10 protein-coding genes are annotated in these 13239 nt (G+C 62.2%); 5 read left to right on the top strand and 5 right to left on the bottom strand.

Annotated features, from left to right (window positions below; translation table 11 throughout):
• The first annotated feature begins 66 nt into the window (after positions 1 to 66).
• The 3 genes from mgtE (at position 67) to ACJ8M3_RS19085 (ending at position 5560) form a co-directional block, all read left to right on the top strand.
• Positions 67 to 1500: a magnesium transporter gene (gene mgtE, locus ACJ8M3_RS19095; RefSeq protein ID WP_033644046.1), complete on the top strand. Its 1434-nt coding sequence runs from the start codon at positions 67 to 69 to the stop codon at positions 1498 to 1500.
• 185 nt (positions 1501 to 1685) lie between these two features.
• Positions 1686 to 5012: a diguanylate cyclase gene (locus ACJ8M3_RS19090; RefSeq protein ID WP_089197323.1), complete on the top strand. Its 3327-nt coding sequence runs from the start codon at positions 1686 to 1688 to the stop codon at positions 5010 to 5012.
• A gap of 194 nt (positions 5013 to 5206) precedes the next feature.
• Entirely contained in the window at positions 5207 to 5560 is a 354-nt protein-coding gene (locus tag ACJ8M3_RS19085; protein WP_033644048.1) for a DNA-binding protein, read from the top strand.
• A gap of 6 nt (positions 5561 to 5566) precedes the next feature.
• Here ACJ8M3_RS19085 and alkA read toward each other — a convergent pair whose 3' ends face one another.
• From alkA to ACJ8M3_RS19070, 3 genes are all read right to left on the bottom strand, one after another.
• Positions 5567 to 7057 carry a DNA-3-methyladenine glycosylase 2 gene (alkA, locus tag ACJ8M3_RS19080; protein ID WP_089197325.1) on the bottom strand — a complete coding sequence of 497 codons (1491 nt, stop codon included), beginning with the start codon at positions 7055 to 7057 and terminating at the stop codon, positions 5567 to 5569.
• 161 nt (positions 7058 to 7218) lie between these two features.
• Positions 7219 to 8058, bottom strand: a complete 840-nt coding sequence (locus tag ACJ8M3_RS19075) for an oxidoreductase (RefSeq protein WP_089197326.1) — start codon at positions 8056 to 8058, stop codon at positions 7219 to 7221.
• A 147-nt stretch (positions 8059 to 8205) separates the two neighbouring features.
• Entirely contained in the window at positions 8206 to 9216 is a 1011-nt protein-coding gene (locus ACJ8M3_RS19070; protein ID WP_089197327.1) for an AraC family transcriptional regulator, read from the bottom strand.
• Positions 9217 to 9487: 271 nt separating this feature from the next.
• On the opposite strand from ACJ8M3_RS19070, the gene yegD reads away from it, so the two are divergent.
• Both yegD and ACJ8M3_RS19060 read left to right on the top strand, forming a co-directional pair.
• On the top strand, positions 9488 to 10840 hold the full coding sequence (gene yegD / locus ACJ8M3_RS19065; protein ID WP_033644053.1) for a molecular chaperone: 1353 nt from the start codon (positions 9488 to 9490) through the stop codon (positions 10838 to 10840).
• A gap of 51 nt (positions 10841 to 10891) precedes the next feature.
• Entirely contained in the window at positions 10892 to 11458 is a 567-nt protein-coding gene (locus ACJ8M3_RS19060) for a GNAT family N-acetyltransferase (protein ID WP_033651544.1), read from the top strand.
• Here ACJ8M3_RS19060 and ACJ8M3_RS19055 read toward each other — a convergent pair.
• Together ACJ8M3_RS19055 and ACJ8M3_RS19050 are read right to left on the bottom strand one after the other, a co-directional pair.
• On the bottom strand, positions 11455 to 12072 hold the full coding sequence (locus tag ACJ8M3_RS19055) for a pyridoxamine 5'-phosphate oxidase family protein (protein ID WP_033651545.1): 618 nt from the start codon (positions 12070 to 12072) through the stop codon (positions 11455 to 11457). The two genes, ACJ8M3_RS19060 and ACJ8M3_RS19055, sit on opposite strands and share 4 nt — an antisense overlap.
• A 61-nt stretch (positions 12073 to 12133) precedes the next feature.
• Complete coding sequence (locus ACJ8M3_RS19050; RefSeq protein ID WP_033644056.1) at positions 12134 to 13087, bottom strand: aldo/keto reductase; 954 nt, start codon at positions 13085 to 13087, stop codon at positions 12134 to 12136.
• Between the last annotated feature and the right edge of the window lie 152 nt (positions 13088 to 13239).

The following is a 13239-nucleotide window of genomic DNA, read 5'->3' as shown; positions in this document are numbered from 1 at the left end:
CACTCGCTATGCTCTATCTTTTAATGAGCCTGCGTCAGGAACGCCGAGCGCCCGTTAAGGAACACCATGTCAGCCGCAACCCATAACGTCAAAAAAGTCGCTGAACACCGCCAGCGCATTCTCACTCTGCTGTTGAACAATAAAGAATTGGTCGATGGCATTCTCGGCCGACCAGGGGATGAACACGCCCTCAGCCAAAGCGAACGGCTGAACCAAACGGCGGAAATCACCGGCCTGCTGGACGACATGCACGCCGCCGACCTGGCGGACCTGCTGGAAGCGCTGCCGCAGGACGAACGCATGGCGCTGTGGCGGCTGGTGGGCAACAGCAAGCGCGGCCAGACGCTGGTGGAAGTCGCCGAACCGGTCTGGGACAGCCTGATCGAAGAAATGAGCGATAAAGACCTGCTCAAAGCGATCAAAACGCTGGACGTCGACGAGCAGGCCTATCTGGCGCAATACCTGCCGCGTAACCTGATGGGCCGGTTGCTGACCTCGCTGGAGCCGGAGCAGCGTGCCCAGGTGCGCGAGATGAGCCAGTACGCCAAAGACAGCGTCGGCTGGATGATGGATTTCGAACTGGTGACGGTGCGGCCGGACGTCACGCTCGGCGCGGTGCACCGTTTTTTGCGCATGCGCAAAACCATTCCCGACGCCACCGATAAACTGTTCGTCACCGATCGCAAAAACACCCTGCTGGGCGAACTGCCGCTCACCGCAGTGCTGCTGAACGACCCGGAGATCCCGGTGCGCGAAGTGATGGACAGCGATCCCGCCACCTTTCAGCCCGAAGACAAGGCCGATGAAGCGGCCGGCGCGTTCGAACGTTACGACCTGATCAGCGCCCCGGTGGTTGACGCAAAAGGCAAACTGATGGGCCGCCTGACTATCGAAGAGATCGTCGACGCCGTCAACGAAGAGAGCGACACCAATTTGCGCCGCATGGGCGGTTTGAGCCCGGAAGAAGACGTGTTCGCCCCGGTCAGCAAGGCGGTCAAGACCCGCTGGGCCTGGCTGGCGATCAACCTCTGTACCGCGTTCGTCGCCTCGCGCGTGATTGGCCTGTTCGAACACACCATTTCCCAGTTGGTGGCGCTGGCGGCGCTGATGCCGATCGTCGCTGGCATCGGCGGCAACACCGGCAACCAAACCATCACCATGATTGTGCGCGCGCTGGCGCTGCACCAGATTGAAGTCGGCAACATCTCGCGCCTGATGCTCAGGGAGCTGGGCGTCGCCATCATCAACGGCGTGGTGTGGGGCGGCATCATGGGCGTGATCACCTGGCTGCTGTACGGCGACGCGGCGATGGGCGGCGTGATGACGCTGGCGATGCTGCTAAACCTGCTGCTGGCGGCGCTGATGGGCGTGGTGATCCCGATGACCATGCTCAAACTGGGCCGCGATCCGGCGGTCGGCTCGAGCGTGCTCATCACCGCGCTGACCGACACCGGCGGCTTTTTCATCTTCCTCGGCCTCGCCACTCTGTTCCTGCTGTAATACGCCAAAAGCCGGCCTCGCGCCGGCTTTTTCGTCATTCTGTCGCCGGGCTGGCGTTAACGCAGTAAAGTCGGGCTTCCCGGTAGGTTTTCCTCTCGCGCTGTACTACCCTTTGCCAATAAATCGTCTTAATTCATCCACGTCATGAATCCAATCACTGACAGAGGCCATCGGTAAGGGTGTCTATGGATATCAGCGCGCCGAACACGTTCGGCACACACAAAGGCGTCGTGGTGACGCATTCCCTGTTCGTGGCGCTGGCGACGTTTTTGCTCGCCTTGCTGAGCCTGTCGCTGTCCAGCGAAGCCCGCCACTTCACGCCGCTGTGGTTCCCGACCGCCGCCGCAATCGCGGTGCTGTACCGCCACGCCCCGCGTCACTGGGGGCTGCCGCTGCTGGCCAGCGGCCTCGGCATCGTGCTCGCCAGCTTCTTGCTGTTCGGCGTCAGCGTCACTCCCGTCAAGCTGGCCGCCATCAACCTGCTGGAAGCGGCGATTTGCGCCCTGCTGTTGCGCCGCATGCTACACCCGTACGATCCGTTGAATGATCTCGCCAGTTGGCTGCGTTTTGTGGTCTGTGCGGTGATTTTTACCCCGCTGTTCAGCGCGCTGCTGGCCGCCGGCCTGGTACCCGCGCCAGAGCAGCCTTTTTGGCAGCCGTTCGGTACCTGGTTCATTTCCGAAGCGATAGGGGTACTGTCGCTGGCACCGATCGGCCTCGCTTACAACCGTCGTACCCTGACGGCGCTGAACCCGTTTCCATTATTGCTGACACTGATGGTTACGCTGGCTTTCAGCTTTATGGCGCTGACCTATCTGCCTTTTCCGTTCACGTTCGTGATTTTGCCGCTGCTGTGGGCAGCCATCGCACTGCCGCGTTTTGAGGCGTTCACCGTTTGCTTCTGCACCCTCTTGCTGATCACCGTGATGATTTCGCTGGGACTGCTGCATTTTCAGGCTACCGGCAAACACCTTGGCGATCTCGGTCTGTACTTGCCGATGCTGCTGATTTTAATCCCGGCGCACGCAATGGCGGTGGTGATGCACGCCTTCCGAGTGGAAAAACAGCATATCGTCGAAAGTGAAAGCCGCTTTCGCAGCGCGCTGGAGTATTCCGCCATCGGCATGGCGCTGGTGTCGCCGCAGGGCAAATGGCTGCAGGTCAATCAGGCGCTGTGCACGCTGCTCGGCTATACGCCGGAGGCGCTGCATAAGCTGACCTTTCAAGAAATTACGCATCCCGACGATCTCAACGCCGATCTCAGCCAGTTGCACGACCTGCTCGATGGCCATATCAGCAGCTATACCCTGGAGAAACGCTACATTCGCAGCGACGGCCAGACCGTTTGGGCGCTGCTGGCGGTTTCGCTGGTGCGCGACGCCGAAGGGGTGCCGTTGTACTTCATCTCTCAGGTGGAGGACATCAGCGATTTGAAGCGCAGCCAGGCGGAAAACAACCGGCTGGTGGAGCGCATAACGCTGGCCAATCAGGTGGGCGGCGTCGGCATCTGGGAATGGGTGATAAGCCAGGAAAACTTCACCTGGGATCAGCGCATGTTCGAACTCTACGATCTCAATTCCGACCAAACGCCGACGTTGGCGCTGTGGCGCACGCTGTTGGTGCCGGAAGATCGCGACCGCACCGATCGCGAGCTGGCCGAGATTCTGGCTCAGCCACGACCATTCGTCATGGAATTTCGCATCACCACGCGCGGCGGCAAGTTACGCCATATTCGCGGCCAGGGCAATGTGATCCTCGACGACCAGGGCCAGCCGCTGCGCATGATCGGCACCAATATCGACATGACCGAGCTCAAGATCCTCGCCGAAGCGCTGCACGAGGAGAAAGAGCGCTTGCACATTACCCTCGACGCCATCGGCGAAGGGGTGATCTCCACCGACGGTCACCAGCGCATTACCTTTATGAATCCGGTGGCCGAGCAGATGTGCGGCTGGCCGCTCGATCTGGCGATCGGTATGCCCGTCGCCGGCGTGGTGCGCCTGACCAACGGTAAAGACGGCCCGGAAATCGAAAACCTCACGCAATACCCACGGCAGTGGCCGGCGGATTACGCGCTGGTGCTGCACAGCCGCGACGGGCGCTATTTCGACGTGCAGCAGTCGGTCTCACCGCTGAAAACCCTCGACGGCGAAACCATGGGCGCGGTGATGGTGCTGCAGGATGTCACCGCCTCGCGCGAATTGATGAAAAAGCTCAGCTACAGCGCCTCACACGACGCGCTGACCGGCCTGCCGAACCGTACCCGCTTCGAGAAGCAGTTGAAAGCGGCGATCGTCGCCAGCGGCGAACCGTCGTCGTCGCATTCGCTGGTGTTCCTCGATCTGGATCGGTTCAAGGCGGTGAACGACACCGCCGGCCACGCGGCGGGTGATGCCTTGCTGCGGGACATCGCCCAGCTGATGCGGCACCAGCTGCGCAACAGCGACTGCCTGGCCCGGCTGGGTGGCGACGAATTCGGCCTAATCCTGTTCGACTGCCGGCTTGAACAGGCCAAATCGCTGATGCAGCAAGTGGTCAACCAAATCAGCCAACACCCGTTCTACTGGGAAGGAAAGATTTACCGCGTCGGCGCCAGCGCCGGCATCACGCGCATCGGCGGCGACGCCAAAAGCAGCGAGCTGCTGGCGCAGGCCGACATCGCCTGCTACACCGCCAAACACCACGGGCGCGGCCAGGTGTATCTGTATGAAACGCGACAAAAACAGCTGCTGGAACGGCAGCATGAATTGCTGAGCCCACAGGAGGTACAGGCGATCGTCAGCGAGGGGCAGCTGCGGCTGCTGACCCGCGCCATCGCGCCGCCGGCGACGCCGCTGTCGGCCGCGTTTCACCAGGTGAAGCTGCAGGTGATGGCGCCGGACGACCGCCCGCTGTCGCACGAGGCGTTCATCGCCGCCGCGCAGCTGTACGGCCTGATGCCGGACATCGACCGCTGGACGGCGGCGCAACTGCTGGTGAAATATGCCGACGACATCAAACGCAAAGGGCTGTCGCTCGCGCTGCCGCTGGCCATCGACAGCCTGCTGAGCGCCGACTTCCAGCGCTACCTGACTGAAACGGTGCGCGCTTCCTCGCTGCCGCCGCAGGCGCTGCTGTTCAGCGTCGATGAGGCCGCAATACTGGAGCACGCCGCGCAGTGTCGGGCATTTCTCCGCGAACTGCAGCAGCAGGGCTGCCGGCTGATCGTCAACGGCTTCGGGCATAACATCAATGCGTTCGATGAGCTCAGCGACCAGAGGATCGACATCATTCGCATCGATGAGCGCTTTATCACCAACGTGCACTGCAACCAGATGGACGAGCTGATGGTCTCGATGCTCAACGGCGCGGCGCATCGCATTAAAGCGCAGACCTTCGCCGGACCGGCTCACCAGCCGGTGACGCTGCAGGCGCTGCGCGACATCGGCGTCGATCTGGCGGACGGCGACCAGGTGGCGCTGGAGCAGCCGCTGGCGGTGTTGCTCAGCGACGGCTATTTCGGCATCCGTTAACCCTCTCCCCCTCTCAGGCGCCGTCTCCCGGGCGGCGCCTCGCATCTCGTTCGTTACATGATATTAACCAAGACAAGATTAGTGATATAAATAACACCTGAAGCTTAAACGATTAAGTAAGATGAAATCCCCATGCGAACATCGACGTATCCGTTGATTTTCCTCGACAGGTGATGGCTCAGAGACAAGGGACTATGGAAAAGAAATGGTTTTCCGCCAGGGAACTGATGGGTAAGGCGGGGTTGCCCTCAACCCCGCAAGGGGTCAATTTGATGGCCCGGCGCGAAGGCTGGGTCAGTCGCCGCCGCAGCGGCGTACAGGGCAAAGCGCTGGAATACCATATCGACAGTCTGCCGTTCGGCGCGCGCAGCCTGTCGGCGTTGCGCGAAACCGACCATCCGGATTACGACGTCAAACGTCAGGATCCGGTACGGGTCTGGATCGAGTATTACTATCACCTCACGCCGGCCGAACGGGAAAAGCTGCTGGCGTTCCTGATGCGTGAAGGCATGAGCCGCCTGCTGCAGCTGATCGAGTCTCCCCGCTAGCCGCGTTCAACTCTCCGCTTCCGGCGCCCAGCCGCCGTTGTGCCACAGATGCAGCGTGGCGTAAGAGCGCCACGGGCGCCAGCGCTCGGCGTAGCGTTCAATCTGGCGCGGCGTCATACCGGGGAAACGCTGTTTGATCAGGTAGTCGCCGGCCAGGAACACGTCCGGCCACGACCAGGCGCGCATCGCGATATAGCTGGCGGTCCAGCTACCGATACCCGGCAGTGCGATCAGCGCCTTGATGCCCTGTTCGATATCCAGCACGTTGTCGAGCTGCAGCCGTCCTTCCCCCAGCGCGCGGGCGATCTCGATCAGCGCCGCCGCGCGCTTCACTTGCACCCCGAGCGGGCGCAGTTCTTCAGGCTGCAGCTGCGCCACCCGTTCTGCTGTGGGGAAAACGTGGGTGATGCCCTCATGTGGCGTCGCCAGCGCTTCGCCCCAGCGTTCGGCCATCCGCCCGGCGAAGGTCGCCGCCATTTTCACGCTGACCAACTGCCCCAGCACCGCACGCGCCGCCTGCTCGAAACTGTTCACGCAGCCCGGCAGGCGCAGCCCCGGCGCATCGGCCGCCAGCGAGCCCAGCGCCTCATTGATGCGATCCGGCGCGGCGTCCAGATCAAACAGCAGGCGCACCCGGCGCAACACCTCCGTCGTCACCAGACTGAGCGTCGGCGCAATCTCGACCCGAACCCGATTGCGCGCCTCTTCCGGCTGCACGCTGAGCCAGCCGCGGTGTTCCGTGCCGCCCTGGCTGACGGCGATCGAGCGCAGGTAGCGGCGCCCCTCGACCCGCTCCACGCCCTGCACGGCGCGCGCCTGCAAGAAATTCAGCATGCGCGCCCAGTCATAGGGTGGCCGATAGCCCAGGTGAAACACCAACCCGCTGGCGGCGGCCCGTTCACCGCGCGCGCCGCCGCTGCGCAGCGCCGACGGGATCAGGCGGTAACGCGCCTTGAACAGCTCGTTGAAACGCCGCAGGCTGCCGAAACCGGCGGCGAACGCCACCTCGCTGAGCGGCAGATCGGTGTCCGCCAGCAGGCGCTTGGCCTGTAGCAACCGGTGCGACTGCGCGTAATCGATCGGCGAGGCGCCAAACTGTTCGGCGAAGATGCGCCGCAGATGGCGATCGGAAATGCCCAGCCGCGCCGCCAGCGCTTCGCAGCTGTGTTCGGACAGATACCCCTGCTCGATGAGCTGCACCGCCACCTGGGCATAGCGGTTGCCCAGATCGATCAGCGCCAGGCCGGGCGCCAGTTCCGGTCGGCATTTGAGGCAGGGGCGAAACCCCGCCAGTTCAGCCGCCGCCGCGCTCGGATAAAAGGTGCAGTTTTCCAGCTTCGGCGTGCGGGCGCTGCACACCGGGCGACAATAGATGCCGGTGGAAGAGACGCCGACGAAAAAACGGCCGTCGAATTTGCGGTCACGCGCGCGCAGCGCGTCGTACAACGCTTGCTGTTGAGTATTCATGGCAACGCTCGGGTTCGGTTTTTTCTGCATTATGGGACTCGGCTAGCGCGCTGACGTGCGGAATTCGGACATTAAGTTACGCACCTTCCCACCGTCCAGATTAGCGATTGTCTTTAATGATTATGCGTCTGAACAGTGTTCAGACGCACCATTTTCACCGCCACCGACATAAAGCCCCGCTGCCCGACGACTTATTGCCCCTGGCGCGGTACCCCCAATGCCCGGCGCATCAGCCCATCGAAGGCGCGATCGGACAACAAGCGCCGCAGAAAAATCAGCGGTTTCGCGCCAAACCCCACGGCATAGCGCGTTTTCGGACGATGGGCGGCGACGGCTTTGGCGATCGTATCGGCAATCACGCTCGGCGGCGATTGCCGTTTCTTGCTGGCGTCGCTGACCATGGCGTGGGCGACAGCGTGAGCCTGAGCGGCGTACTCGCTCTGGCCGGAAACGCCGATCAGTTTTTCCGCGGCGATATCCGCCCATTCACTCTGGATGCCGCCGGGTTCGATCACCACGACGTCGATGCCGAAAGGTTGCACCTCCATGCGCAAACAGTCGCTGATGGCCTCCAAGGCGAATTTGGTGCCGTGATACCATCCGCCCAGCGGCGTATGTATTTTCCCGCCCATCGACGTAATATTGATGACGGTGCCGGAGCGCTGCGCTCGCATGTGCGGCAAAATCAGCTGCGTCAGCCGAACCGCACCGAACACATTCACATCAAATTGAGCGCGAGCCTCATCCGCAGAAACGTCTTCAATAGCGCCATAGGAGCCGTAACCGGCGTTATTGACCAACACATCGATACGCCCCGTTTCGGCGATGATGGTCTTTACCGCCTGCGCCATGGAAGCATCGTCGGTGACGTCCAACGGCAAAACGTGAATGCCGGCGGCAGCCAGAGCCTGCATGCGTTCAACCCGGCGGGCGGCCGCATAAACGGTATGCCCGCGCTGCTTTAACGTGACGGCGGTGGCTTCGCCAATACCGGACGAGGCGCCGGTCACCAGGATCACTTTGGACTTCATACTGACTGCTCCTTATTAGGATGATTGCGTTGGCGACTGCCTGCGCAGTCTGTATGTTGTCCACTTTAAGCGACGGGCCCTGCCGCAACCATGTCGAACCGCGCCAATCAACTCGCAGAATGCGCCAACGTGAACAGCGCCTCTCGGCTAATTCAGCCGCATCGCCTGGCGAGCCGCTTCCGGCGTTTGCCCTGTCCATTCGTGAAAGGCGCGGAAGAAAGAGTTCGGCTCTTCAAAACCGAGCAAAAAGGCAATCTCTCCGCTGGTAAGGGTCGAATGCTTAAGATAGTGGCGCGCCAATTTTTCCCGGGTGCCGTTGCTCAGCGAACGAAAACTCTCGCCCTCATCTTCCAGACGCCGCTGCAGCGTCCGGCGGCTCATGCCCAATCTTGCCGCCACCGCGTCGATGCCGGCGGTATTGCTGGGAATCAACTCCAGCAGCACCGCACAAACGCGCTCTCCGGTGGTTGCCGTGGCGTCCAGTTCACTGAGGCGACGACGCAGCTCGGGTTCGAAAACGCGCCACATGCCCTCATTCACTGTCAAAAAGGGACGCAAGGCATCTGCGGAGGAGAAAGTAATGCCCGGCCCTGCCCCAGGCGTTACCGCGCAGCCGAAGAAGGCTGCCAAGGGGCGTGAAAGGGCTGCAGGCGGCAGTTCATGCAAGGTGATACGGCGCGCTTTTACCGGTTCGCGCGTGGCAAGCTGCGCCAGCCGAACATAAAATGCCAGCTCAGCCACCAGTAAAGACGCCGGTACCGCCTCCTCCGCCAACAACCAGCGGGGTGAAATCGTCATTTCGCCTTCAGGGCCGATGGCGAGCTCCAGGCTCATCGGCGCCGTAAGTTGCTTGTATTTCGCTAACCGCTGGACAGCTTGCGCCAGATTGGCGCTGCACAGGGCGGCGAATATCGGAGGGTCAAACGATTCCGTTGACATCAGCGCAACGATTTTCAACGGAAACAACGGGTCGCCCGTTCCTTCCTCCATCGCGCGCCAGAAGCGGAAATATTCTTCCGTAGTGATCCCTTCAGCGGTGCGTGACAACAGATCTTCAGGCAATGCAGCCCGGCGTAAAACATCCGTCGGCTGGAGCCCCAGATCTTTCAGCAGGGTTCTCCAGCCGATATTCATGAGAAAGGTCGAGTTGCGCGTCATGAAATCCTCATCACAGAGTCATAGGGAAAGGCATTCCCCGCTCGGAATACCTGTTGAGTATAAAGAAATGGCGTGCGTCTTGATGGGCGAAGCACGCCATTTTCATAGCCGACTGTGCCATTGCTGCGGCTTGAGCGTTATCCGCACTGAGAAAGTTCGCGCAAGCCGCCGCGCCCGCTAAATTTTTCGACACTCGCGCATTGGCGCATTGCCCGCCGGCCCCGTCTCGGGTAAAGTCGCCCCCCTTCATTGGCATGGGGACAAAAAAGAGATGTTTATTGGATTCGATTACGGGACAGCCAACTGTTCCGTTGCAGTGATGCGCGACCACGGCCCCGAGCTGTTGACGCTGGAAAACAACGCGCCCTATCTGCCTTCGATGCTGTGCGCGCCGACCCGCGAAGCGGTGAGCGAATGCCTGCACCGCCATTGGCAGATCCCGACCGGCAGCGAAGAAAACCAGCAGCTGCTGCGCCGCGCCATCAGTTACAACCGCGAAGAAGACATTCCGGTCAACGGCGACAGCGTGCTGTTCGGCCTGCAGGCGCTGGCGCACTATATGGAAGATCCGGAAGAGGTGTATTTCGTGCGCTCGCCGAAGTCCTTCCTCGGCGCCAACGGCCTGAAACCACAGCAGATCGCGCTGTTCGAAGACCTGGTGTGCGCCATGATGTTCCACATCAAACGCCAGGCAGAAAATGTGCTGCAAACCGGCATCGATCAGGCAGTGATCGGCCGGCCGATCAACTTCCAGGGCATCGGCGGCGACGAAGCCAACCGGCAGGCGCAGGGCATTCTGCAACGCGCCGCCGAACGCGCCGGTTTCAAGGACATTGAATTCCAGTTCGAGCCGGTGGCGGCGGGGCTGGACTTCGAAGCGACGCTGAGCGAAGAGCAAACCGTGCTGGTGGTGGACATCGGCGGCGGCACCACCGACTGCTCGGTGCTGCTGATGGGGCCGCAGTGGCGCAACCGCGCCGATCGCCAGCAGAGCCTGCTGGGCCACAGCGGCTGCCGGGTCGGCGGTAACGATCTGGACATCATGCTGGCCTTCAAGCAGCTGATGCCGCTGTTCGGCCTGGGCGGCGAAACCGCGAAAGGCATCGCCCTGCCGGCGCTGCCTTACTGGAACGCGGTGGCGACCAACGATGTGCCGGCGCAAAACGATTTCTACAGCGCCGCCAACGGCCGCGTGCTGCGCGATCTGATCCTCGACGCGGCGGAGCCGGAAAAGGTCAAGCGCCTGCTGAAAGTGTACCAGCAGCGCCTGAGCTACCGATTGGTGCGGGCGGCCGAAGAGAGTAAGATCGCCCTGTCCGGCCAAACGGCCATCAGCGCGCCGCTCAATTTCGTGCAGGCCGATCTGGCGGAGAACATCAGCCAGGATCAGCTCGCCGACGCCATCTCGCAGCCGTTGATGCGCATTCAGGAGCAGGTCAGCGCCGCGCTGGCCAGCAGCCAGACCGCGCCGCAGGTGATCTACCTGACCGGCGGCAGCGCGCGTTCGCCGCTGCTGCGCGCCGCGCTGCAACAGCAGCTGCCGGGCATTCCGATCGTCGGCGGCAACGACTTCGGCTCGGTCACCGCCGGGCTGGCGCGCTGGGCGCAAACGCTGTTCCGTTGACAGCCCAAGGGCGCGGCTCGCCGCGCCCTTGTTCATTGGAGGCTATGCATCATGTCGACCATCCTTACCCTCGACAGCGCCAGGCTACGGCTGCGCCCCTGGCGCGACGACGACCTGCCGGCCTTCGCCGCGCTCAACGCCGATCCGCAGGTCATGCGCTATTTCCCGGCGACGATGACGGCCGAGGAAAGCCGCGCGCAGGCCGAACGCATCCGCGCCTTCCTGCAACAGCACGGCTGGGGGCTGTGGGCGGTGGAAGTGAAAAGCGGCGCGCCTTTTATCGGTTTTGTCGGGCTGGCGCGGCCGGGCGACGATCTGCCTTGCTCCCCCTGCGTGGAGATCGGCTGGCGGTTGGCGGCGGCCCACTGGGGCAACGGCTACGCCGCTGAGGCGGCGCGCGCCGCGCTGGCGTGCGCCTTCGACACGCTGCATTTGCCGGAAGTGGTGTCCTTCACCGCCGAAGATAACCAGCCGTCGCGCCGGGTGATGACGCGCATCGGTATGCGCTTCGACGGCGAAACCTTCCTGCATCCGCGTCTGCCGGCGGGCCATCCGCTGCAAAAGCACGTCTTGTACCGGCTGAACCGACAAACGTGGCGCGAACGCCACGGCGATTAATACAGCGTATCCTTCAGCCGCTGCGGCAGCGCGCTGTCGTACTCCTCACCATCGAAGCGCGTTTGGCTCACCGCAGCCAAAATATGGCCGGGGCTGGGCAGCGCCGAACGCTCGAGGCGGCTGGCCTCTTCCCATAACCCCGAACGCAAGATCGCCCGGCTGCACTGGAAGAACACCGCCTCCACCCGAATGCGCAGCACCGAACGCGGCAGCTGGTTACGGTGGGCGAAACGCTGCAACACCGCCGGCGCCACCACGATCTCCGCCCGCCCGTTAATCCGCAGCGTTTCGCCGATGCCGGGGATCAGCAGCAGCAGCGCCACCCGGTTGTCGTGCAGGATATTGCGCAGGCTGTCGATGCGGTTATTGCCGCGCCGATCCGGCAACAGCAGGGTTTTCTCGTCTTCGATATGAATGAAACCGGCCGGATCGCCGCGCGGCGAGACGTCCATGCCGTCCGGCCCCACCGTCGAGAGGGCGGCGAACGGCGCCGCCTCGATAAACGGACGGTAAGCCGGGTGGATGTAGCTGACTTCTTTAAAAACCGAGGGCGCGGCGGGCTTGCCGTACAGCTGTTCCAGCGCCGCGAGGTCGTTGATGATATCGCCAGACATTGCAGTTTCCTGAATGAGTCATATTGACCCCTTCAGCATAGAGCAAAATCGCCGGCGGCTCTTACTCGGCGCTGGCGTGGTTCAGCGTCTGAATGTCGTCCGCATCCAGCGTCAGACGCGTGGCGCTGACCAACTCATCCAGCTGCGACAACGAGGTGGCGCTGACGATCGGCGCGGTGATGCTCGGACGCGCGATCAGCCAGGCCAGCGAGACCTGCGCCGCAGAGACGCCGTGTTTGCCCGCCACCTGATCCAGCGCCGCCAGGATGCGGAAACCGCGCGGGTTCAGGTAGCGTTCGACGATGCGATCGCCGCGCTGACTTTTGCCCTCATCCGCTTTGCTGCGGTATTTGCCGGTCAGAAAGCCGCTGGCCAGCGCGAAGAAGTTGATCACCCCGAGGCCATGGCGCTGCGCCACCCCCTCCAGCTCGGCTTCATACCCTTCGCGCGCATACAGATTGTATTCCGGCTGCAGGGTTTCGTAGCGCGCCAATCCGTTGCTCTCGCTCACCCGCAGCGCTTCTTCCAGGCGATCCGCCTGATAGTTGGAGGCGCCGATCGCCCGCACCTTGCCGGCCTTAATCAACGCATCGAACGCCGCCAGCGTCTCTTCCAGCGGCGTATCGCGGTCATCGTCATGCGACTGATAAAGATCGATATAATCGGTTTGCAGGCGCCGCAGCGAATCTTCCACCGCCTGCTGAATATAGCGCGGCGACAGACCCTGTTTGCCTTCGCCCATCGGTTTACCCACCTTGGTGGCGATGATCACCTGGTCGCGCTTGCCGCTCTTCTTCAGCCATTCGCCGATGACGGTTTCCGATTCGCCGCCCCGGTTGCCCGGCGCCCAGCTGGAATAAACGTCGGCGGTATCGATAAAGTTGAGCTGATTGTCCACCAGCGCATCCAGCAGGCTGAACGAGGTCGCTTGATCCGCCGTCCAACCGAACACATTGCCGCCAAAGGTCAACGCCGGCACCTGAATGCCTGAGCGGCCCAATTCTCTGTTGCTCATCACCTGCTCCTGTGGGAAAAGATTCGCGGGTTAATTATTAGCGCCAACCAGGATAGAACGCTAAAACGGATTGGCTATAAGCTGAAACAAATCACTTATAAACATAGCACGCTCAAATCACCCACTTATTAGGACAATGCTGACGGTTCCTC

Source organism: Serratia sp. CY55921, assembly GCF_052167655.1.
Taxonomy (GTDB): domain Bacteria; phylum Pseudomonadota; class Gammaproteobacteria; order Enterobacterales; family Enterobacteriaceae; genus Serratia; species Serratia ureilytica.
The sequence above is the reverse complement of the archived record's forward strand: the minus strand, read 5'-3'. Positions and strand labels throughout refer to the sequence as shown.